Below are 22024 nucleotides of genomic sequence, written 5' to 3'. Positions count from 1 at the left end.
TGATCGAGACGGCCGACGTCAAGTGTCAAGCTTGCATTCCCGAGACGAGCCTCGACCCCCCAAAGGGGCGGCACGGCCCGCAGACAGCCGCAGACGCCAGAGCCAGACGAGGAGCCACGCATGACAGATCAGCCGACCTGCGAATCAGCCCGCTGCCACGCCAGACGCAGCCAGATTCTCGAGGCGGCCGCCAGCTGCTTCGCGCAGCACGGCTTTCACGCCACCAGCATCGCCAAGCTCTCGCAGGCGTGCGGCATGAGCCCGGGGCACATCTACCACTTCTTCCCGAGCAAGGAGGCGATCATCACCGCGCTGATCGAGCAAAAGCTCGATCAGTCGCTGGACATGGTGCGGCAATTCGAGGACGCGGAAGACGTCTTCCAGGCCATGCTCGACCGCGTCGACCTCGGTCTGCAGGAGAGGTCGGATCTGGAGAGCGCCGCGCTAGAGCTGGAGATCCTGGCGGAGGCGGCCCGCAACCCCAGGGTCGCGGAGAGCGTTCGGACGGCGGACAAGGTCAGACGGGAGCGTCTGCGCGAGCTGATGCAGCGGGCGAGCCGCGAGCGCGGCCGCGAGCCCACGGACAAGGCCGCCGAGACAGAGATCATGATCACCCTGTTCGACGGCCTCTACGCGCGCTTCGTCAATCATCCGGAGCTAGACCGCGAGGCCCTGGCTCCATTGTTGCGGAAGGCCTTGGAGACCTTCGTCTAGCCGAGCGCTCGGCGCCGCCGCGAGCTTGAACTGCGTCGCCCGCTCGCGCAGCTCGGAGGCAAGGCCCTCGAGGCCCTTGCCCGCCTGCTCGAGCTCCAGCATGTTGTCGCTCGAGCGGCGGCTGGCCTGGTGGATGGAGGCCGCGCCGCGGCTGATCTCAGTGGCCACGGCCGTTTGCTCCTCGGCGGCGCTCGCGATCTGCGTCATGCTCGTCGAGATCCCGTCGACGGCCGCCGTGATGGCGCCCAGCGCCTCGCCCGCCTTGCCCGCCGTCTCCACGGAGGAGGCCGCGCCGTCCTGGCTGCGCACCATCTCGTAAGCGACCTGCTGCGCTCTCTGCTGCAGCCGGCGCACCATGTCCTCGATCTCCTCGGCCGAGGACTGGGTGCGCTGCGCCAGTGTCCGCACCTCGTCCGCCACGACGGCGAATCCCCGGCCGGCCTCGCCCGCGCGCGCTGCCTCGATGGCCGCATTCAGCGCCAGAAGACCGGTCTGGCTGGTGATTTCCTGAATCACGTCCAGCACCTTACCGATGTCCTGGGTATCCTGCTCCAGGATGCGCACGCTCTCCGCCGCGTCCGCGACGCTCGACGCCAGTCCCGACATGGCCTCGATCGCCTGAGTCACGGCACCTTGCCCCTCGTCCGCGAGGCGCTTGGACTGCTGGGCCGCGCCGGCTGCCATGGAGGTATTGCGGGCCACCTCCTCGGCAGAGGCGGTCATCTCCTCGACGGCTGTAGCGACCTGATCCGTCTCCTGACGCTGCCGCTCGGCCACCTCCCGCACCTGGATCAGATTGCCCGACATCTGGCCGGTCGCGCTCGAGAGAGTCATGGCGGAGCCGTTGATCTGCTCCACCAGCAGACGCAGCTTGGCGACCATGTCATCGAAGCTGCGGGCGATGGCGCCGATCTCGTTCTTGGAGACGATGCCCGAGGAGACGGACAGATCGGCCTGCTCGACGATGCGCCCCATGGCGGTCCTCAGGCGGCCGAGCTGCCCCATGATGGAGCGGTAGAAGACCCAGCCGAGGAGCATGCCACCAATTACGGCGACGCTCGCGAGCAGGACGAAGGCCCTCAGCGAGGTCGCATAGAGCTGGTGGGCATGCTCGCGCTCCTCTTGTGCAACCCTGAGCTGAAGATCGACCAGCTCGGTGATCTTGCTGCTGATGGGGTCGATTTGGTCGTAGAGGGGACCATCGAAGGCCGCCAGCTGTCCCTCGACGCGCCCGCGCAGGCGGCCGAGCCGCTCGGCCAGGGCCGCGATGGTCGCGTCCGCCTGCTCGAAGAGCAGCTTCGTCTCTGCCACCAGCTGCGCCTCCTCGGGCGTGAGCTGGGTCTCGAGATAGGCGGCCCAGCGCGCATGGATGCTCTCTTGCGCGCGGCGAATGCTCTCGAGCGCCTCCTCCGCGCTGAAGCGCCCGGCGTTCGCTTTATTGACTGCGTCGATCACGAGCACGGCGTAATCGTCGGCGATGGTCTTGAGGTCCTGAAGCGGCACGACGCGGTCCAGGTAGATCCGATCGACGCCCTGATTGACTTGTTTCAGCAGCGTGGAGGCGACCAAGCCGAGGAGCAGCATGGCCAAGGTGGGAAAGAGCACTAGCGCGATCAGCTTGGCGCCGATCTTGGTGTCATCGACGATTCTCACTGGGATCCTCCTGGGCAATCCCTGAATCCATTGCCCGAGTAAGCCAAGATTCCGATGGTCGCACCTCGCCGCCAGCCGATTCGGGCCGGTCGGGTCATTGGGTGCAGCTAGGGGAGCAAAGACGCGGTCGATTGCCATCGTCGCGGGCATCCAACAGCGACGCCCATTCCAACGGAGGATGGCGAGGCGCCGACCACGTCGCTGCGCGGTCGCGCCTTGGACCCCAATTGTCCGGCAATCCGGGCGGTGCCGGTAGTCGGCAAAGCTTGCGTAAGGTCACAGTTCGGGAAACCGGCGACCGATGGCCCCGAAACGAGATCGTCATGAAGCACGCCCTGGCGCGCCGCCGAGACGGCACGCCAGGGGGCTCACCGAGAGGCGAGAATCAGTCGGTCCAGTAGAAAGACTGCTCCAAGGCCCCGCTCGCCGGGACCTTGACCTCCCGGGTCTGCGCCTGCCCGGCGTTATCGACCGTCAGGATATAGCGTCCGGGAGACAGGCTGGCGTAGAACCAAGGCCCCTGGGATACGGCATCGAGCAGCGTCGGACCGGCCGCGTCGTCGATCCGCACCTTGACGTCGGCCAAGTAGGATCCGGACCCCTTGATCGCGAAGAGCAGGCGCAGATTGAACCTGGATTTCAGCGATTCCATCTCCTCGCGGCCGGAGACGCCAATACCGCCGCTGATGTAGGGAACCCCGGTTGCGGCATCCACGTCCACGGCATTCTTGGGGGCCGGCGCATAGGTCGAGGCGGGCGCCACAGGCGTCTCCGGCAGCAGGGCACCACCAGGCAAGACAGTGCCAGCGGGCAAGACGGTCTCGTCTTGCAGCACCGTCCCCTCTGGAAGCGCCCCGGCCGGCGCGCCTGTGCCCTCTGGCGCAATCGCCCATTCGGTGCGCACACCGTCCCGCCATCTAGGCTCTGGCTGCATCTCCTCCGCCCCGGCCGAGGGGGCAGCCCCGCAGACCGAGAACCCGATCCACGCGGTCGAGCACAGCATCAGCTTGCGTCTTCTCATGTAAAGCCTCCTTCATGTCGGCTCGAACGATTCAGGTCGAACGATCGAAACACCCAACAACCAGCTTGGAGCTACGCCCAAGTCTAATGCAGGTGAGGCACACTGCTCATCTGTGGCCGAACGGGGGATGAGCCCAAATAGAGCTGCCAGCTTCCTGCCTCCAGCGACCAGCTTTTTCCGATCAATCAGTTGGTCGACACGGCGTGCCCGCCCGAGCTCACCCAATGGGTGAAGGCTTCGCCAGGCGAGGACCTAGGCAAACCAACAGCTGGCCGCTGGCGGCTGGCCGCTGGCGGCTGACGGCTGACGGCTCTTTCTAGGATGAAACACCGTCGACCCGGAAACCCCACCGTGGGCTGAGGCTCCAGTCCGATCTGCCGTTAGGAGTCATCGACGGTCTTAGCGCCCTGCGCGGCCTTGGGATTCGCAGAAAGCCCTGGGGCGCCGACGGCCCTCAATCCTCTGCATCCGCAGGTGCGCCCCCCTGACCCTGCTGCGGCCCGGCCGCGCACCCGCTCCAGCGGCGCGGAAACTGGCTCTCGATGACGCCCGAGCGATGGAAGATGGCGACGCCCAGGGCATGGCCGGCATAGGTCACCATCATCTGTCCCCGCTGATCCAATGCCGCTTGCGCCGCGGTCGGCTCGAAGGTCTCGCGGCGCATGTAGGCGTCGCGCTGCGCCTGTGTCAGCTCGAGCCGAAACCGGCTGACGTCACGCCCGAGCAGCAGGGCACCGGCGGTCGTCGGCTTGGGCGGGCGCACGTTGGTGCGGTGAAAGAAGAGGCCGCTGCCCTCGGACTTGGGCACGGCCGGCGGGACGTGATCCGCCGCCATCAGGTGCAGCCCGCGCCGCGTCTGGCGGTTGACGCGGTAGTGCGTCCAGTAGTCCTCCGGAAAGCCGTACTTGGCATCCAGGCCCGTCAGCCAGTCGTCATGCTCCGCGTCGCTGAGCTCGGCGGGCTTGGGCTCGGGCTCCGACGGCAGGTCGCCGCGCTTCTCCAGCACCGCGATGAAGAAGCCGCCCGTGTCGTTATGGTGGGGCCAGAAGCGATGACAGTGCGCGAGATCAGCGGGTAGCTCCCTCCCCTGCCAGGCGGTGATGCCAGGCGCCGTCCGAAAGCCCGGGATGCTCACAGGCACCAGCCGCAGGGCATCCGGCAGCTCCGCGAGGATATCCGCGACCACCAGCTCGTTCTCCTCGGGCGCGAAGGTGCAGGTCGAGTAGAGAATGCGACCGCCCGGACGACAACGCTGGACCGCCTTGCGCAGCAAGGCGCGCTGCCGCGGCCCGAGACGCTCCGAGTTGGCTAGAGCCATCCGCTGCAGCAGCGAGGCATTGCGCCGTACCGTGCCCTCGCTGGAGCAGGGCGCGTCGACCAGGATGCGGTCGAACTGGCCGCCGGCGGCCGGCCAGTTGCCCGCGTCGCCGCAGGTCGTCGTCACATTGACCACACCCAGCCGATCCAGATTGCCCTGCAGCGCCTTGATGCGCTGAAAGGAGACATCATTGGCGACCAGGGTGCCGCGATTCCCCAGCGCGAAGGCGATCTGCGCCGTCTTGCCGCCGGGCGCCGCGCACATATCCAGCACCCGCTGCCCGGGCCTCAGGTCCATCAGCGTCGCCGGGATCTGCGACACCACCTCCTGGGCATGCGCCAAGCCGATGCAATACCACCACTGCTGACCCGTCCGAAAGCTCGCCGGCACCTGCAATGCGCCAGGCAATCCCGACACCGGCACAGCCTCCACGCCCTGCTCCGCGAGCAGCCCTGCAAGCGCGTCGACACCGATCCGCGTCGGATTCGCCCAGACGCTCCCGGGCAGCGGACGGCACAGGGCCGCGGCAAAGGCGTCCCAGTCGTCGACCAGATCGCGATAGCGTGAGAGCGCCGATGCCGCAACATCGGCCGGAGTATTGAGCGAGGCCGCGCTGCCGCGACCCGAGTGTTCTGTCATGGGCTCGTCCTAGGAAACCGAAAAAGATGGAGGCGCGAAAGATGCAGCGACCAGCGTGAGTTTGAATGGCTCAAGGCGCGACGCCGATCGATCGCTTGGTGGGCGAGATGCTCAACGTCGAAGCCGAAGCCGAAGCCGCAGCTCGGAACTGACACCTGACACCTGACACCTGACACCTCAGATTTTCCGCGCCCGACGCCGATCGAGCCGCTCGACCATCTCACCGATCAAACGCGCATAGAGCTGGTCGCCGAGCACCCTGTCCTCGACGTCGGCATCCAGGCTGGGGTTGTCGTTGACCTCGATGACGACCGAACCGGCGGCCGTCTCCTTGAGATCGACGCCATAGAGACCGTCGCCGATCAGGTCGGCCGCGCGCAAGGCCGTCTTGATGACCGCCGGCGGGACCGCTTCGACCGCCAGGGTCTCATGGCCGCCGGTCTCGTGGCGACCATCGACCTCGTGCTTGACGATCTGCCAGTGGTCGCGACTCATCAGGTACTTGCAGGCGTATAAGGGCTTACGCCCGAGCACGCCGATCCGCCAATCGAAGGGCGTATAGAGAAATTCCTGCGCCAGGATGAGATCGGATTCCTTGAACAGCCGAGCCGCGATGCGCGTCAGGCTGCTGCGATCCTCCGCCTTGAAGACGCCGCGCGAGAAGGAGCCCTCCGGAATCTTGAGCACGATGGGGTAGCCGATCTGCTCCTCGGCATCCATCAGATTCTCCTTGCGCAGAATGATCGTCTTGGGCCGCGGGATGCGATTCGCCGCCAACAGCTCGGCGAGATAGACCTTGTTGGTGCAGCGCATGATGGAGTCGGGATCGTCGATGACCACCATGCCCTCGCTGTCGGCCTTCTTGGCGAAGCGGAAGGTGTGATGCCCGATGCGCGTCGTCTCGCGGATGAAGAGCGCGTCGTATTCTGCCAGCCGGCCGTAGTCCTTGCGCTGGATCAGCTCGACGTTCACGCCCTGGGCCTTGCCGGCCTTGACGAAGCGCGCCAGTGCCTTGGCATCCGAAGGCGGCAGCTCTTCGTTGGGGTCGTGCAGGATCGCCAGATCATAGCGATAAGACAGCCGCGCGCGCGGCTGCCGCCAGCGCTTCGAGAGGTAGCCCTCCAGCGCGGCGAACAGCGGGCTGTCCGCATCGTCACCGATTGAAGTGATCGGCAGGGCCTTGATGGCCCCGATCCGCCAGGTCCCCTGAAACCGAAACTCGACCTTGAGGATGGGGCATCGGAACGTCTCGAAGATCTGACGGGCCAGCGGCTGCAGCTCCTTCAGGTCGCACTGACCGAAGCAGATGGTCAGCTCATAGGCCGTCGGGACCAGGGCCGTCGTCTTGCGCCGGCCGAGGAGGCGCTGCGCCAGGGCATTGAGCTCCTCGGTCTCGAGCCCGTAGATCTCCCGGCTGGAGAGCTCCTGAATGGTTCGGACGGACGGGATCACCTTGTGCCCGCGGGCCTCGGCGAGCAATGAGCAGTAATAGCCCAGCGACAGATAGCGGTAGCTGCGGCAGAGGTTGATGACCCTGAGATCGCGCTTGGCGGCCAGATCGCCGCCGGCAAGGTAGTCCCGCGCCGTCACGACCGGGAGGCGCGGATAGCCCGGCTTCCAGTCGCCTTGCTGCTCGACCAGCAACAGATGCTCAGCCATGGCCGCGCGGCTCGGACACCAGGACGACGGCCTGCAGACCCACGCGGCCATAGCGGGCCATGCGGCGAAGCTCGTCGCGTTGAATGGGCATATCGATGGAGTCCAGCGTGGTCTCTCCGTTGTCGTAGTCGACGTAGGGGTCGTGGACGTAGACGAAGTGCTCGTCGAAGCCGGTGATTACGACCCAGTGAGGGAATTTTTCCTGATAGATGCGATAGGAGCTGATGAGGACCAGGGGCACGACGCCCGCGTCCCAGCGCGCCTGCAGGTCGGCAATGCTCAGCGTCTCGTAGTGGATCGGAATGCCGCGCTGCTCGGCCTCGGCGAGCATGTCCTCGTGGACCAGGCGCATCACCTCCTTCTTCTCCGGGCTGCGCACGGAGTCGACGAGCAAAACGCCGGTGTCGTTCACGAAGACCTCGACCTCGAACCCGCGCCGATGCGCCGCGAGCGCCAGCCCGAGCGGCCCGCAGCCACCATGCCCGGACGTCATGAAGATGGTGGTGGATTCGCGCCAGACGCGCAGCTCGAGGGTCCGATTGAGTTCAAGGCTCGGGCGCAGGGCCTGCATGGCCATCATCAGCGACGAGGGGCCGCAGGTGAAATCCAGGGTCTGCTCGTAGAAGGGCACGCGCTTGAGCTCCGGCTTGAGCTCGGGTGCGATCAGCTTCTCGTAGCGTAGCGCCTCCATGTGGTCTTCGTAATAGTCCGAGAGCACACCGAAACGGCGGTAGCCCGCTTGCTCGAAGAGCGCCTGAGAGGCCAGGTTGTCGCGACGGATCTCCAAGCGCATGTAGGCGCGGTCCTCCTCCCAGGCCACGCGCTCCGCCGCATCGACGAGGAGCCGGCCGACGCCGCGCCCGCGCGCCTGCTCCGAGACCGCGATCGAATAGAGCCGCGCGACCGAGGTCGCCCGGCTGAAGAGGACGAGGACATAGCCGAGCAAGATCGCGGACGCTTCGGCCACCAGTACGCGAGCCCGACCGCGCGTCAAGAGATAGCGAAACTGCCGTCGGTTGATGCGGTCCGTCTCGAAGCAAGCCTCCTCCAGCCGGAGCAAGGCACTGAGGTCGCTGATGACGGCCGCTCGCACCAATGGCGTCTCAGCGCCGCTGGCGCGCGACAAAGGTGTCACGGAGGGGGTTGGCAAGGCGGGGAGCCCGAGGACGAGATTTCGCTGGAATCTACCGCAGCGCTGCAAAAAAGCAAGCGAGCTTACCCAGGCCGAACCTCAACGGCCGCCCGGCGAGCACATTCGACGAAGCAGCACATTGAAATCCTTCGCATCCTTCGCGCCTTTGCGGCTCAGCTCCTCTTTTCAGCATAATCATGGCCTCAGCATAATCATGGCCCGATCTCCATCGGGAGCAGCACGCCATGCCGGCCTCACTCATCCCAGCGGACTCCGTCTTTGGCATCAGCGCTGCGTTGACGCTCATCGGAGCCGTCGCGCTCTGGCTCGAGCAGCGCGGGATCGGCCGGCGCATCTCGGGCGTCGTCATGGGCATCCTGGGCGGGATGCTCTTCTCCAACCTCGGCATCCTGCCCTTCGCCTCGCCTGTCTATGATTTCATCTGGAGTCAGGCGCTGCCCTTCGGGCTGGTGCTGCTCCTGCTGCACGCCGACCTAAGGCGCATCTTTCGGGAGACGCGGCGGCTGATGCAGGCCTTCCTGATCGGCGCATTGGGCACCTTGGCCGGCGCCCTGACGGCCTTTGCGCTCTTCTCCTCCTTGCCCCACGCCGCCGAGCTGAGCGGCACCTTCGCGGCGAGCTACATCGGCGGCTCCATCAACTTCCTAGCCACCTCCAAGGCACTGGGGCTGGATGCCTTCCCGAGCGTCCAGGCCGGGGCCATGGCGGCGGACAATCTGGTGATGGCCGCCTATTTCGTGCTGCTCTTCTCGCTGCCGGAGATCCCGGTGCTTCAGCGGCTCTTCGCCAAGCGCGGCGGCGAGATCCAGCTGACAGCAAGCGCAGGTGACCAGCTCGAGACGGCAGCGGAAAGGAGGCTACGGCCTTGGGATGTCCTCATGACCTTGGCGCTCGCCGCAGCCATCTGCTTCGTCGGGGATTGGCTGGCCGGATTCACCGACTTCGCCGGGGCCGGCATCCTCTGGACGACCGCGCTGGCCGTCGCCGTCGCCACCCTGGGCAGCCGGCCGATCGCCAAGATCCGCGGCATCCAGCCCCTGGGCCTGGCCCTGATGCAGCTCTTCTTCGTGGTGATCGGTGCCGCCGCCAGTCTGCCGGCGGTGATCGAGATCGGCCCCGTGGTGGTGCTCTTCCTGAGCGTCTTGATCGCCGTCCATCTGCTCTTCCTGCTGGTCGGCGGCTGGATCGCGCGCCTCGACCTGCGCGAGATCGCCGCCGCCTCCAACGCCAACTGCGGCGGCCCGACGACGGCGGCGGCCATGGTGCTCGCCAAGCGCTGGGATCCGCTGGTGGTGCCCATCGTCCTCTGCGGCACCTTCGGCTATGCGGTCGCCAACTTCGTCGGGGTCGCGCTCGGGACCTGGCTAGCCGGTTGACCCGAGACGCCGCCAATGGTCCGCGCTCGGCCGGGCGTTGATCGCCCGGCTTTCGCCCGCATCCATCCTCTGCGATAACAATGACACGACCGCGAGGATGGTAATGAGATCCGATGAGCTACGCGCACTGCAGGCGCCCCTCAAAGACCGCTACGGCGAGAGCCCCGAGGCCGCCCTGGTCACCCTTAAGGCCGAGGGCCAGCTTGGCGAGAATCTGGCCTGCTCCGTCGATACCGGGCGCGCACTGGTCGAGGCCGGCCTGCATCCGGCCACGGGCGGCAGCGGCACCCAGGCCTGCTCGGGCGACATGCTGCTCCAGGCGCTTGCGGCCTGCGCCGGCGTCACCCTCCAGGCCGTCGCGACCGCCTTCGGCGTCGCGGTCAGATCGGGCAAGGTGATCGCGGAGGGCGATCTCGACTTTCGCGGGACACTGGGCGTCGCCAAGGACTGCCCCGTCGGCTTTCGCGAGATCCGCATGCGCTTCGAGCTGGATGCCGATGCCGAGGATGCGCTGCTGGACAAGGTCGTCGCCGTGACCGAGCGCTACTGCGTGGTCCTCCAGACCCTGCGCAGCTCACCACCAGTCACCGTCTCGCGCACAGATGCCCCCGCAGGCTGAGCGCGCCCCCTTCCCCCACCCACTAGGACCCTCTCCATGCCCGCACCGGCCCCATCCCTGAAGTCCATGCTCGAAGGGCTGATCGGCACGCTCTCCGTGAGCAGCGTGACGCCCGACTTCGACCACAGCAACCGCCCGCTCGTCGAGCTGCTCGCGGGCTGGCTCGAGCAGGCGGGCTTCGCGGTCGAGATCCTCGAGATCCCGGGCCATCCCGACAAATGCAATCTCCTGGCAACGCTCGGCAGCGGGCCCGGCGGCCTGGTGCTCGCCGGCCATACCGACACCGTCCCCTTCAACGCGCCCCTCTGGGACCATGACCCGCTCAAGCTGACCGAGGCGGACGGCCGCTACTACGGGCTGGGCACCTCGGACATGAAGTCCTTTTTCGCCTTTGCGATCGAGGCCGCGCGCGGCTTTGCGGCGGCGGACCTCAAGTGCCCACTGATGATCCTGGCGACCGCCGACGAGGAGTCGGCCATGCACGGCGCCCGCGCCCTGGCCAACGCCGGCCGCCCGATCGGACGCTATGCCGTCATCGGCGAGCCGACCGGGCTCAGACCCGTGCGGCTGCACAAGGGGGTGATGGGCGAGGCGGTGCGCCTGGTCGGGCGCAGCGGCCATGCCAGCGATCCCAGCCTGGGGAACAACGCGCTCGAGGGCATGCACGAGGCCATGAGCGCGCTCCTGGCCTGGCGCGAGGAGCTCAAGCAGAGCTATCGACACGACGCCTTCCAGATCCCCTACCCCACGCTCAATCTCGGCCACATCCACGGCGGCGACAACCCCAACCGCATCTGCGGCGACTGCGAGCTGCACCTGGACATGCGCCTGCTGCCAGGGCTGACCGCAGAAGATCTGCGGACAGAGCTGGCCCGGCGGGTCTCCGAGGTCGGCGAGCGCCGCGGGCTGAAGTGGTCGGTCGCGCCCCTGTTCGAGGCCATCCCGCCCGCCGAGACCCCGGCCGAATCCGCCATCGTGCGGGCCAGCGAGACGCTCACCGGACATGCCGCGGAGGCCGTCAACTTCGGCACCGAGGCGCCCTTCTTCAATCAGCTGGGCATGGAGACCCTGGTGCTCGGCCCTGGAGACATTGCGCAGGCCCACCAGCCGAACGAATACTTGCTGCTGGAGCGGATACCGCCGACCTTGGAGATTCTGAGATCGCTAATTCGGCAGTTCTGCGTGGAAGGCGGCGCATAACGCCGCTTCGCTTCTCGTTCCCAGGCTCCGCGTGGGAATGCAGTCTGCCCGCTCTGCGGGCCGTAGTCGAAGACGCGACGCAGAGCGTCGCTGGACTGCTCCCACGCGGAGCGTGGGAGCCAGAGAGCCAGACATAGCGGAGAGCGTCCATGCGCTGGAAAACAGGTAGGCGAAGCGAGAACGTCGAGGATCGCAGGGGTAGCGGATTAGGCGGACTGCCCTATGGCGGCTCGCGCCGTCCCCATGGGGTCGGACGCAAGGTTGGAGTCGGCGGCGGGCTCGGGACCATCGTCATCGTGGTGGTCATGCTCTTCCTCGGCGTCGACCCGACGGTGCTGCTCTCTCAGCTCGGCCAGGCCCCCACGGGCCAGAGCCAGCCCTATGACTCGACGGCCACGCAAGGGCAGTTTCGGGCGCCCTCGGGCCAAGACCAGCTCGCGGACTTCGTCTCCGTGGTCCTCGCCGATACCGAGGACACCTGGAGCACCATCTTCAGCGAGCGCGGCGAGCGCTACCTGGACCCGCACCTCGTGCTCTTCTCCGGCATGACCCGCTCCGCCTGCGGCCTGGGTCAGGCCGCGATGGGGCCCTTCTACTGCCCGGCCGACCAGAAGGTCTACATCGATCTCGCCTTCTATGACGAGCTGCGCAACCAATTCGGCGCACCGGGCGACTTCGCCCAGGCCTATGTGATCGCGCACGAGGTCGGTCATCACGTCCAGAAGCTGCTCGGCATCTCCGACCAAGTCCATACCCTGCAACAGCGCGCTGGCAAGGTGGAGGCGAATCAGCTCTCGGTCCGCCTCGAGCTGCAGGCCGACTGCTTCGCCGGGCTCTGGGCCAACCGGGCGCAGCGGGCACGCAACATTTTGGAGCAAGGTGACCTCGAGGAAGGCCTGAGAGCCGCTTCCGCGATCGGCGATGATCGGCTGCAACGTCAGAGCCGCGGCAGGGTGACGCCGGACAGCTTCACCCATGGCAGCTCCGCCCAGCGGGTGCGCTGGTTCAAACGAGGGCTGGAGTCGGGCAAGCTCTCGGCCTGCGACACCTTCTCGACAGAACGCCTCTAACGGCGGGCGATGCCTGACACCCCTCAGGCATCGACAAACCCCGACTTTCGCCTGAGCGCAGACTTCGCACCGGCATCGAGCACACCGACAGGCAGATAGCACCACTTCGGTGCGCAGCGGCAGTGCTACGTGACTCAGATCACGATTGAATCGCACGGCCTGTGCCCGGACGGCTCGCCTCGCCCCCCATGGCACAGCCTTTGCTGATCCGCAGACCCGAACGATCCCCCCCGAAACCATACCCTGGGAGTCCTTCGCTCATATGACCAAGACCAAGCGCTTCGCGTCCGCGTCAGCCCTGGCTGCCGCCCTGTCATTCGGCATCACCGCGCTCGCGAATGCCGCCGACACCATCAAGGTCGGCATCCTGCATTCGCTCTCCGGCACCATGGCCATCAGTGAGACCACGCTTAAAGACACCATGCTGATGCTCATCGACGAGCAGAACAAAAAGGGCGGCCTGCTCGGCAAGCAGCTCGAGGCCGTGGTCGTCGATCCAGCCTCCAATTGGCCGCTGTTCGCCGAGAAGGCCCGCGAGCTGATCGAGAAGGACAAGGTCGCCGCTGTGTTCGGCTGCTGGACCTCGGTTTCGCGCAAATCTGTCCTTCCCGTGTTCGAGGAGCTGAACGGCCTGCTCTTCTACCCGGTCCAGTACGAGGGCGAAGAATCCTCCAAGAACGTCTTCTACACGGGCGCCGCGCCCAACCAGCAAGCCATTCCGGCGGTCGACTATCTGATGGACGACCTGGAGGTGAAGCGCTGGGTCTTGGCGGGCACGGACTACGTCTATCCGCGCACCACCAACAAGATCCTCGAGGCCTACCTGAAGTCCAAGGGCGTGGCCGAGGAGGACATCATGATCAACTACACGCCCTTCGGTCATTCCGATTGGCAGAGCATCGTCTCCGAGATCAAGAAATTCGGCTCGGCCGGCAAGAAGACGGCCGTGGTCTCGACCATCAACGGCGATGCTAACGTGCCCTTCTACAAGGAGTTGGGCAACCAGGGCCTCTCCTCGGAAGACATCCCGGTCGTCGCCTTCTCCGTGGGTGAGGAAGAGCTCTCCGGCATCGACACCAAGCCGCTGGTCGGCCACCTGGCCGCCTGGAACTACTTCATGAGCGTCGACACGCCCGAGAACGAGGCCTTCATCGACACCTGGCACGGGTTCATCAAGAACGACGACCGCGTCACGAACGATCCGATGGAGGCCCACTACATCGGCTTCAATCTCTGGACGCAGGCAGTCGAGAAGGCCGGCAGCACGGACACCGACAAGGTCGTGGAGGCCATCATCGGGCTCGAAACGCCGAACCTGACCGGCGGCAAGGCCGTGATGCTCAAGAACCACCACATCACCAAGCCGGTGCTCATCGGCGAGATCCAGGACGACGGTCAGTTCGCCGTGGTCTGGGAGACGGACGCGGAAGTGCCGGGCGATGCCTGGTCCGACTTCCTGCCCGGCAGCAAGGACATCGTCGCCGACTGGACGCCGCCGATCTCCTGCGGCAACTACAACAGCGTCACCAAGAAGTGCTCGGGGCAGAATTACTGATCAGTGGTCAGTGGTCAGTGGTCAGTGGTCAGTGGTCAGTGGTCAGTGGTCAGTGGTCAGTGGTCAGTGGTCAGGATGGTGCGTCCATCTGGTGACGAGGCCCTGCTTCACCAAGTTGACGCCCGCACTCACTGACGACCGCTGACGCTGACCAGGCCACTCGGCAAGGCGCCGCAGCGACTTGCGGCGCCCCCTATCACGACGAATCCCGATCACTCCGTCACCCAACTCCAGCAGGGCCGCATTCCTAACTCCTGCGGCTCGAGGTTCCGGTATGCCAACCCGATTGCTTCGCAGCCCGCTCTCGGCGCTGCGTCTCTGGCTCCTCGTGGCGCTCGCGCTCTGCGCTTTCGCCCAAGCCGCCCTGGCCGGCTCGGCCGAGCTCGAGCAGGGCATCGCGCTGATCAAGACGAACAAATACGATCAGGTCGAGGAAGGGGTCACCCTGGTCGCCAGCAGCCGCGACCCGCGCGCCGTCGGCCTGCTCGCGGCGCTCCAGGATTCCGACCTCTACCTCCGCAAGGCAGACGGCCGGCTCTTCATCGCGACCCGCAGCGACGCCGGCTACGACCTGATCGATCCCTTGACCCAGGCCCCGGCGGGAACGGCCGGCAAACGCGATCTGAAGCGCATCCGCATCAACAACCGCCTGCGCTCCCAGCTCCGCACGGCCGTCGCGACGCTCAATCTGACCCATCCGGAGGCGTCCGTGCGCCTCGCCGCGGTGAACGAGATGCTCGACCGCCTGGACGCGGATAGCCTGGCCCTGCTGCGCGACCTGGCCGGCGATGAGAAGAACGCAGAGGTGCGCGCGGGAATGACCGCCGCCATCGCGCTGGCCGACCTCAATGCGGATGAGCCGGCCCGACGGATCGAGGCACTCGATCAGCTGGAGGGCAACCTGCACCCGGCGGTTCAGGGCGGCATCCAGCGCCTGCTCGATCGGGAGCAGGACGAGGCCGTGCGGGCAACCGCCGAGCGCGTGCTCGAGGGACTCCAATTCAAGCGCGACCTTTACGGCTTCGCCGAGACCCTCTTCTTCGGGCTGAGCCTGGGCTCGGTCCTGGTGCTGGCCGCGATCGGGCTGGCGATCACGTTCGGCGTCATGGGCGTCATCAACATGGCCCACGGCGAGCTGATCATGCTCGGCGCCTATACCACCTACATCGTCCAGCAGCTCATGCCCGAGCACATCGGCCTGGCCCTCTTCCTGGCGATCCCGGCGGCCTTCGTCGTCTCGGGCGCGGTCGGCATCCTCATCGAGCGCGGCGTGATCCGCTTCCTCTACGGACGACCGCTGGAGACGCTCCTGGCCACCTTCGGCATCAGTCTCATCCTGCAGCAGCTGGTGCGCACGCTCATCTCGCCGCAGAACGTGCCGGTCGCCAACCCGGACTGGATGTCCGGCTCCTGGCAGATCAACAGCGTGCTGTCGCTGACCATGAACCGGATGTACATCATCGCCTTCTGCCTGATCGTCTTCACCGCGCTCTATCTGGTGATGCGCAGGACGTCGCTGGGGCTGCAGGTGCGGGCCGTGTCCCAGAACCGTGCCATGGCGCGCGCCATGGGGGTGCGCTCCGCGCGGGTCGATGCCCTGACCTTTGGGCTAGGCTCCGGCATCGCCGGCGTGGCGGGCGTGGCGCTCAGCCAGCTCACCAATGTCGGCCCCAACCTGGGGCAGTCCTACATCATCGACTCCTTCATGGTCGTGGTCTTCGGCGGGGTCGGAAACCTCTGGGGGACCCTGGTGGCCGGCATGTCGCTCGGCGTGGTCAACAAGATCCTGGAGCCCTGGGCCGGCGCCGTGCTGGCGAAGATCCTGGTCCTGATCTTCATCATCCTCTTCATCCAGAAACGGCCGCGCGGGCTCTTCCCGCAGAAGGGCCGGGCAGCGGAGGGCTGACCGGCCATGCGACTCGGCACACTTCATCTGGATCGCGGCGGGCAGATCTTCCTGGCACTGCTCGCGTTGACGACCCTCCTGGTCCCCATCCTGAACCTGGCCGTTCCGGCGGACAGCCCGCTGCACGTCTCGACCTTCACGGTGACGCTGCTGGGCAAGTACCTGACCTACGCCCTGCTCGCCATCGCCGTCGATCTGGTCTGGGGCTATCTCGGCATCCTGAGCCTGGGACACGGGGCCTTCTTCGCCCTCGGCGGCTATGCCATGGGCATGTACCTGATGCGCCAGATCGGCGACCGCGGCGTCTACGGCAACCCGGAGCTACCGGACTTCATGGTCTTCCTCAACTGGCAGGAGCTGCCCTGGTTCTGGCACGGCTTCGACATGTTCTGGTTCGCGGCACTCATGGTGATGCTGGTACCGGGCGCATTGGCCTTCGTCTTCGGCTGGCTGGCCTTCCGCTCGCGCGTCACCGGGGTCTATCTGTCGATCATCACCCAGGCGCTGACCTATGCCCTGATGCTGGCCTTCTTCCGCAATGAGATGGGCTTCGGCGGCAACAACGGGCTGACCGATTTCAAGGATCTGCTCGGCTTCGACCTCCAGTCGGACGCCACGCGCATCGGCCTCTTCATCGCCAGCGCCCTGGCCGTGGCCGGCGGCTACCTGGCCTGCCGCACCATCGTCACCTCCAAGCTCGGGCGGGTGACGGTCGCCATCCGCGACGCCGAGAGCCGCACGCGCTTCATCGGCTATCGGGTGGAGCGCTTCAAACTCTGGGTCTTCACCTTCTCCGCCGTGCTGGCGGGCATCGCCGGCGCCCTCTATGTGCCCCAGGTCGGCATCATCAATCCGGGCGAGTTCTCGCCCATCAACTCCATCGAGATCGTCGTCTGGGTCGCCATCGGCGGGCGCGCGACCCTCTATGGCGCGGTCCTAGGCGCACTGCTGGTGAACTACGGCAAGACCTATCTGACTGGCGTCATGCCGGACGCCTGGCTGTTCGCCCTGGGCGGGCTCTTCGTGCTGGTGACACTGCTGCTGCCCCAGGGCATCGCCGGTCTGCTGCGCCGCAAGGAGGCGACGGCATGAAGACGCTGGACACCCTGCGCACCACCATGCGCCGCGACCAGGTCTGGGAAATCATGGTCCCCAAGACCGGGCTAGAGCTGGACATCAGCCACGGCACCATCCTCTACCTGGAGGACATCTCGGTGACCTTCGACGGCTTCCGCGCCATCGACCGGCTCAACCTCTACATCGACGCGGGCGAGCTGCGCTGCATCATCGGGCCGAACGGCGCCGGCAAGACGACCATGATGGACATCATCACCGGCAAGACGCGGCCCGACACCGGCACCGCCTGGTTCGGCCAGACCATCGACCTGCTGCGCCTGAGCGAGCCCGAGATCGCCAGCGTCGGCATCGGTCGCAAGTTCCAGAAGCCCACGGTCTTCGAGCACCACTCGGTGATGGAGAACCTGGAGCTGGCCATGGCCGCGGACAAGCGCGTCTGGCCGACCCTGGTCGCCCGCCTGACGCCCGAGCAGCACGCGCGCATCGACGCCGTGTTGGAGACCATCGGCCTGCAAGCGCACCGCGCCCGCCGCGCCGGCGCCCTCTCGCACGGGCAGAAGCAGTGGCTGGAGATCGGGATGCTGCTGATGCAGGACCCGCACCTGCTGCTGGTCGACGAGCCCGTCGCCGGCATGACCCACCAGGAGATGGACCGCACCGCCGAGCTGCTGAAGTCGCTCGCCGGGCGGCACACCGTCGTGGTCGTCGAGCACGACATGGACTTCGTCCGCTCCATCGCCAACAAGGTCACGGTGCTGCATCAAGGCAGCGTGCTTGCGGAGGGCACCATGGACGAGGTCCAGAACGACGCGCGCGTCATCGAGGTGTATTTAGGGGGCGATGAGGGCCATTGAGATCCAGTCCCGCACATCTGATCTGTTGTCCGGCGAGGTCGATGAGCAGACAATGTCAGTACAGTTTCAGCGCAATCCTCACCCACTCGGAGGCCGTCTATGCCCAGGGTCGAAAATGCCGAGCCCAAACGCCAGAGCCTGAATCTCCGCGTCAAGCCAGAGGAGCGAAACCTGATCGATCGCGCAGCGAGGGTCAGCGGCAAGAACCGCTCGGAGTTCATTCTGGAGGCCTCGCGTCGGGCAGCCGAGGAGACGCTTCTCGATCAAGCCTTGCTCCGCGTCGATCCAGAGCGCTTCGCCGCATTCCAGGCGCAGCTCGATAGCCCCGCCGCTCCCAACGCACGACTGCTCAAGACCATGCAGACAAAGGCACCCTGGGACGATGCGTGAAGCTCTCGGCGCCAGAGCCGCTCCAGGCGGCTCATTCGCTTGAGGGCTTCTCCTGCGGCTACGCCTCCCTCGACCGCTGGCTCAAGAAACGCGCCTTGGCAAATCAAGCCAGCGGCGCCTCACGAACCTTCGTGGTCTGCGCAGAAGGACGCGTGGTCGCCTTCTATGCACTGGCGGCAAGCGCTATCGCGGTCGATCAAGCGACCGGTCGGCTGAAGCGAAACATGCCCGACCCGATCCCGGTCGTCGTGCTCGCGAGACTTGCTGTGGACGCCATGATGCAAGGGCAGGGTTTGGGCCGCGCGCTGATGGGAGACGCGGGCCGCCGCATCGTCAACGCCGCCGACGCAATCGGCATTCGCGGCGTCATCGTTCACGCCCTGGACGACTCGGCGCGGGCCTTTTACGACCGACTCGGATTCGATCCATCGCCACTGGATCCGATGACCTTGATGACCAGGGTCTCCGACCTACGAGCGAGCATACGCCCCGGTGATCGATAGCTAGATTGCGCCAAGACCGGAAGGGGCCTTGATCATCGATTGGACCAGTAGGCTGGACGAGCGAGAGAGACTGTGAAGACATTCTGCGTAGGTTGGGCTGAGGTACGAAGCCCAACATGGCGGCTAGCCTAACGCTTTGATTGTTGGGCCTCCTGCGTCGGCCCAACCTACAGCAATCTGCGATCTTCGCGGTGCGCTTGGATGACGCTCACAGTCTCGAGAGCAAAGTCCACCGAGCCCCGCACCGAGGCTGCTGCACTGCGCCGCGCTTGGCCGACCTCGGAGTCGAGGCGGGCGGAACGATCATCGATGCCCCGGACGGCGGCGCTTTATGAGCAAGGGGGCGACCTGCCAGCGCGCAAGATGGCCGAAATGCGGCGCCTGGAGCCACATGGACAGTCGCGGCACATAGAGGTGGGGGAGGCTATGGGCGATGTCTGTTCCGCGATCCAGCTCATCCCTGGATCGCTTTCCAAGGCGGTCAGAAACACGAGCACGAGCCGGTAGACCATGCTAAGCATCCAAGCCCTCAATCAGTTTTACGGCGAGAGCCACACCCTCTGGGACCTCGACCTGGAGGTCCCCGAAGGCCAGTGCACCTGCATCATGGGCCGCAACGGCGTCGGCAAGACCACGCTGCTTCAGTGCATCATGGGTCTGCTGCCGGTCGCCTCCGGGCGCATGGTCTACCGCGACATGGATCTCTCGAAGCAGTCCGCCGAGAAGCGCGCCGGCCTGGGCATCGGCTATGTCCCCCAGGGCCGCCAGATCTTCCCGCTGCTGACCGTGGAGGAAAACCTGCGCATCGGCCTGCCGGCACGCCCGGACCGCAAGCGCGACATCCCGCCCTTCATCTTCGAGCTCTTCCCCGTGCTCAAGGAGATGATGGGCCGCCGCGGCGGCGACCTCTCCGGCGGCCAGCAGCAACAGCTCGCCATCGGCCGCGCGCTTGGCATCGACCCCAAGCTCCTCATCCTCGACGAGCCGACCGAAGGCATCCAGCCCAACATCGTCGCCGAGATCGGCGACATCATCCGCAAGCTGAATCGTGAGCTTGGGCTGACGGTGATCCTGGTGGAGCAAAAGCTGCCGTTCGCCCGGCGAGTCGCGGATCGGTTCTGTATTCTCGATCGGGGCCGGGCTGTGGCGAAGGGATTGATGGAGGAGCTGGACGAAAAGCTGGTGCGGGAATATTTGACCGTGTGAGCACGACTCCAACACTTGCTCTAGCGGAAATGAGAAGCGCAGAGGCTCAATGCCTTCCCTGCTTTCCCCCAGAGCGAAGCCGCGCTTTCCAGCAAGAGCCCTCTTTTCGGCCGAAGCTAAGAAGCTGTCTGGAAGCCGCTGGCTGCGTGTGGGAGCGCCGCCTCGGCGCGACGTCCCCTGGGCTTCGTCGCGGCGAGGCGCCGCTCCCACCAATGTCGGTGGATGTTTTCAGACAACCTCTAGAGCAATCCATCCAAAGGACTGACCACACCTTTACCACCGCGGTTGAGCACATGGGTGTAGATCATGGTCGTCGACACATCCGCATGCCCGAGCAATTCCTGAACCGTGCGAATATCATAGCCCGATTCCAATAGATGCGTTGCAAACGAGTGGCGCAAGCTATGGCAATTCACCTTCTTCGAGATCCCCATCCGCTGCGCCGCCGCCTTCACCGCCTTCTGCAAGCCGTTCTCATGCAGATGATGCCGCCGCGTCTTGCCGCTGCGGGGGTCCACCGACAAGCGCCCACTGGGAAACAGGTACTGCCAGATCCATTCCTTCGCCGCCTTGGGCCATTTGCGCGCCAAGGCATCCGGCAGAAACACCTCGCCATGCCCCTGCGCGAGATCCTGCTCATGCAGCTCGCGAACGCTCTGCAGATGCTCCCGCAACGGCTGCTCCAGCCGCGCCGGCAAGGGCACCACCCGGTCCTTCTGTCCCTTGCCGTCACGCACGACGATCTGGTGATACGCGAAATCGAGATCCTGAACACGTAAGCGCACGCACTCCATCAGCCGCATCCCGGTGCCGTACAAGAGCGCCGCCATCAGATGCTGCGTCCCCTCGATCCCGGAGAGCAGGCGCACCACCTCACCGCGCTCCAGCACCACGGGCAGCCGCTTCGGCCGCTTCGCCCGGGTGAAGTCCCCCAACGCGTCCAACGACCGCCCGAGCACCTGCTTATACAGGAACACGATGGCATTCAAGGCTTGGCTCTGCGTGCTCGCCGATACAGTGCCACGCACCGCCAGGTCTTCGAGAAACGCGCGGATGCGGTCCACGTCGATCGTCTCTGGATCACGGTTGCCGCAGAACAGAATGAAGCGGCACACCCAAGATTCATAAGCCTGCTCCGTGCGAATCGAATACTTGCGCCGCCGGATCTCAGCCACCATCCGCTCCAGCAGCGCGCGATGCGCCTCGCGCGCGTTATCGAGCGCCGACGGCGCATTCTGCTTCTGCTTGAACCGAGCCCCCGATACCGCCTTCTCTTCCCCTGAGCCGATCTGAGCCGGTAGTGACTCCCGTGCAATCGTCGGATGATCCGGTGTCAGCGTGCGCGCCGAATCGCGCCAGTATTCCCAGTCGATCTCATCGACGATCGGCGCCCGTGCGGTCTCCAGAAGATTCTGTATCGCATCGACGATTTGCTCGAACTGCCAGTCCGAGATTCTGTCTAGCCGGCCCACCCGCTCGAGATAGCCGGCAACGTCCTGTGCCGAATGCATGACAAGACGCTTCTCCGGGAACGCCTTCAGATAGGTCTCAGCATGCCGCACATACCAAGGTAGCGCGGAGTCCTTCGCGCCCCGATTCCGCGCAAGATCGAGAAATCGCTCCCAAAAGCGTTCGATCGCATGAGCAGTGGTTGAGTCGCCTTGCGCCATGTGCTAGCGTCCAGTGCCGTGTACTTTCAGCCGGATTGTACACAGCAAGCCAGTTGTCGCAACCGAGGGGCTTGCGGAGCTAGGCAGAATCCACCCTATCGGAACTAGGCAGAATCTGCCTATCTCACCGGACCGACATTCTGTCTACTCAACTGTTGAACTAATCCGCTCCGCGGGGCTTTGAAGAGCCTCGTCGCTCACCCGCGCCTGACAGCGGTTTCACGCATCGTCGTCCACACTCGCCATGACCCAATCGGGGTCGTTGACCGAGGACCGGATGATGACAGCGTTGCGCCAACGCATGATCGTGGCCATGCAGATGCATGGTTTCTCCCCGCGCACCCATGAGAGCTACCTCGCCGCGGTGCGGGATCTGGCGAAGTTCACCCACCGCGCGCCCGATTGCCTTGCGCCGGAGGACTTGCGCGCGTACTTCGAGCA

19 protein-coding genes are annotated in these 22024 nt (G+C 65.7%); 13 read left to right on the top strand and 6 right to left on the bottom strand.

The features are described 5' to 3' along the window. The first annotated feature begins 120 nt into the window (after positions 1–120). Positions 121–714, top strand: coding sequence for a TetR/AcrR family transcriptional regulator (locus G3446_RS04065; RefSeq protein ID WP_164451131.1), 594 nt, complete (start codon positions 121–123; stop codon positions 712–714). Here G3446_RS04065 and G3446_RS04060 read toward each other — a convergent pair. The 5 genes from G3446_RS04060 to G3446_RS04040 all read right to left on the bottom strand — a co-directional run bounded on the left by G3446_RS04060 (position 658) and on the right by G3446_RS04040 (position 8100). Next, positions 658–2367, bottom strand: a complete 1710-nt coding sequence (locus G3446_RS04060) for a methyl-accepting chemotaxis protein (RefSeq protein WP_164451130.1) — start codon at positions 2365–2367, stop codon at positions 658–660. The genes G3446_RS04065 and G3446_RS04060 overlap by 57 nt on opposite strands. A 385-nt stretch (positions 2368–2752) precedes the next feature. After that, positions 2753–3388: a carboxypeptidase regulatory-like domain-containing protein gene (locus tag G3446_RS04055; RefSeq protein ID WP_209262253.1), complete on the bottom strand. Its 636-nt coding sequence runs from the start codon at positions 3386–3388 to the stop codon at positions 2753–2755. 454 nt (positions 3389–3842) lie between these two features. Continuing rightward, positions 3843–5345 carry an RsmB/NOP family class I SAM-dependent RNA methyltransferase gene (locus G3446_RS04050; RefSeq protein ID WP_164451129.1) on the bottom strand — a complete coding sequence of 501 codons (1503 nt, stop codon included), beginning with the start codon at positions 5343–5345 and terminating at the stop codon, positions 3843–3845. 177 nt (positions 5346–5522) lie between these two features. Further along, complete coding sequence (locus G3446_RS04045) at positions 5523–7004, bottom strand: RimK family protein (protein WP_164451128.1); 1482 nt, start codon at positions 7002–7004, stop codon at positions 5523–5525. Beyond that, a complete protein-coding gene (locus G3446_RS04040; protein ID WP_164451127.1) occupies positions 6997–8100 on the bottom strand; it encodes a GNAT family N-acetyltransferase/peptidase C39 family protein in 1104 nt (367 codons plus the stop codon). Before G3446_RS04040 ends, G3446_RS04045 begins: the two co-directional genes overlap by 8 nt. 281 nt (positions 8101–8381) lie before the next feature. Between G3446_RS04040 and G3446_RS04035 the strand changes: the two genes are divergently transcribed. From G3446_RS04035 to urtE, 11 genes are all read left to right on the top strand, one after another. Then, on the top strand, positions 8382–9533 hold the full coding sequence (locus tag G3446_RS04035; RefSeq protein WP_164451126.1) for a DUF819 family protein: 1152 nt from the start codon (positions 8382–8384) through the stop codon (positions 9531–9533). Positions 9534–9636: 103 nt separating this feature from the next. After that, on the top strand, positions 9637–10152 hold the full coding sequence (locus tag G3446_RS04030; RefSeq protein WP_164451125.1) for an OsmC family protein: 516 nt from the start codon (positions 9637–9639) through the stop codon (positions 10150–10152). Positions 10153–10188: 36 nt separating this feature from the next. Beyond that, complete coding sequence (gene argE, locus G3446_RS04025; RefSeq protein ID WP_164451124.1) at positions 10189–11352, top strand: acetylornithine deacetylase; 1164 nt, start codon at positions 10189–10191, stop codon at positions 11350–11352. Positions 11353–11501: 149 nt separating this feature from the next. After that, complete coding sequence (ypfJ, locus tag G3446_RS04020; protein WP_164451123.1) at positions 11502–12422, top strand: KPN_02809 family neutral zinc metallopeptidase; 921 nt, start codon at positions 11502–11504, stop codon at positions 12420–12422. A gap of 262 nt (positions 12423–12684) precedes the next feature. Further along, entirely contained in the window at positions 12685–13977 is a 1293-nt protein-coding gene (urtA, locus tag G3446_RS04015) for an urea ABC transporter substrate-binding protein (RefSeq protein ID WP_164451122.1), read from the top strand. Positions 13978–14251: 274 nt separating this feature from the next. Next, the gene (gene urtB, locus G3446_RS04010; protein WP_164451121.1) at positions 14252–15883 is read left to right on the top strand and encodes an urea ABC transporter permease subunit UrtB; all 1632 of its coding nucleotides are present in this window, start codon (positions 14252–14254) and stop codon (positions 15881–15883) included. 6 nt (positions 15884–15889) lie between these two features. After that, a complete protein-coding gene (gene urtC, locus G3446_RS04005; protein WP_164451120.1) occupies positions 15890–16975 on the top strand; it encodes an urea ABC transporter permease subunit UrtC in 1086 nt (361 codons plus the stop codon). Next, entirely contained in the window at positions 16972–17814 is an 843-nt protein-coding gene (gene urtD, locus G3446_RS04000; protein WP_164451119.1) for an urea ABC transporter ATP-binding protein UrtD, read from the top strand. The genes urtC and urtD overlap by 4 nt, the downstream gene beginning before the upstream one ends. 99 nt (positions 17815–17913) lie before the next feature. Beyond that, positions 17914–18204 carry a type II toxin-antitoxin system TacA family antitoxin gene (locus tag G3446_RS03995; RefSeq protein ID WP_164451118.1) on the top strand — a complete coding sequence of 97 codons (291 nt, stop codon included), beginning with the start codon at positions 17914–17916 and terminating at the stop codon, positions 18202–18204. Further along, on the top strand, positions 18201–18707 hold the full coding sequence (locus G3446_RS03990) for a GNAT family N-acetyltransferase (protein WP_164451117.1): 507 nt from the start codon (positions 18201–18203) through the stop codon (positions 18705–18707). Before G3446_RS03995 ends, G3446_RS03990 begins: the two co-directional genes overlap by 4 nt. A gap of 510 nt (positions 18708–19217) precedes the next feature. Next, positions 19218–19913, top strand: coding sequence for an urea ABC transporter ATP-binding subunit UrtE (urtE, locus tag G3446_RS03985; protein ID WP_164451116.1), 696 nt, complete (start codon positions 19218–19220; stop codon positions 19911–19913). Between the two features lie 239 nt (positions 19914–20152). Here urtE and G3446_RS03980 read toward each other — a convergent pair whose 3' ends face one another. Beyond that, positions 20153–21583, bottom strand: coding sequence for an integron integrase (locus G3446_RS03980; protein WP_164451115.1), 1431 nt, complete (start codon positions 21581–21583; stop codon positions 20153–20155). Between the two features lie 244 nt (positions 21584–21827). On the opposite strand from G3446_RS03980, the gene G3446_RS03975 reads away from it, so the two are divergent. Continuing rightward, on the top strand, positions 21828–22024 hold a 197-nt coding region (locus G3446_RS03975; protein WP_342450029.1), incomplete at its 3' end, for a phage integrase N-terminal SAM-like domain-containing protein.

The sequence above is a fragment of the Thiorhodococcus minor genome (assembly GCF_010820565.1).
Classification (GTDB): Bacteria; Pseudomonadota; Gammaproteobacteria; order Chromatiales; family Chromatiaceae; genus Thiorhodococcus; species Thiorhodococcus minor.
This window is presented reverse-complemented; position numbering and strand designations above follow the sequence as displayed.

Coding starts and splice junctions, on each gene's coding strand:
- G3446_RS04050 (WP_164451129.1), bottom strand. CDS start 5,345: ATGACAGAACACTCGGGTCGCGGCAGCGCGGCCTCGCTCAATACTCCG.
- argE (WP_164451124.1), top strand. CDS start 10,189: ATGCCCGCACCGGCCCCATCCCTGAAGTCCATGCTCGAAGGGCTGATC.
- G3446_RS04045 (WP_164451128.1), bottom strand. CDS start 7,004: ATGGCTGAGCATCTGTTGCTGGTCGAGCAGCAAGGCGACTGGAAGCCG.
- urtC (WP_164451120.1), top strand. CDS start 15,890: ATGCGACTCGGCACACTTCATCTGGATCGCGGCGGGCAGATCTTCCTG.
- urtA (WP_164451122.1), top strand. CDS start 12,685: ATGACCAAGACCAAGCGCTTCGCGTCCGCGTCAGCCCTGGCTGCCGCC.
- urtD (WP_164451119.1), top strand. CDS start 16,972: ATGAAGACGCTGGACACCCTGCGCACCACCATGCGCCGCGACCAGGTC.
- urtE (WP_164451116.1), top strand. CDS start 19,218: ATGCTAAGCATCCAAGCCCTCAATCAGTTTTACGGCGAGAGCCACACC.
- G3446_RS04030 (WP_164451125.1), top strand. CDS start 9,637: ATGAGATCCGATGAGCTACGCGCACTGCAGGCGCCCCTCAAAGACCGC.
- G3446_RS03980 (WP_164451115.1), bottom strand. CDS start 21,583: ATGGCGCAAGGCGACTCAACCACTGCTCATGCGATCGAACGCTTTTGG.
- G3446_RS04065 (WP_164451131.1), top strand. CDS start 121: ATGACAGATCAGCCGACCTGCGAATCAGCCCGCTGCCACGCCAGACGC.
- ypfJ (WP_164451123.1), top strand. CDS start 11,502: ATGCGCTGGAAAACAGGTAGGCGAAGCGAGAACGTCGAGGATCGCAGG.
- G3446_RS04035 (WP_164451126.1), top strand. CDS start 8,382: ATGCCGGCCTCACTCATCCCAGCGGACTCCGTCTTTGGCATCAGCGCT.
- G3446_RS03995 (WP_164451118.1), top strand. CDS start 17,914: ATGCCCAGGGTCGAAAATGCCGAGCCCAAACGCCAGAGCCTGAATCTC.
- urtB (WP_164451121.1), top strand. CDS start 14,252: ATGCCAACCCGATTGCTTCGCAGCCCGCTCTCGGCGCTGCGTCTCTGG.
- G3446_RS04055 (WP_209262253.1), bottom strand. CDS start 3,388: ATGAGAAGACGCAAGCTGATGCTGTGCTCGACCGCGTGGATCGGGTTC.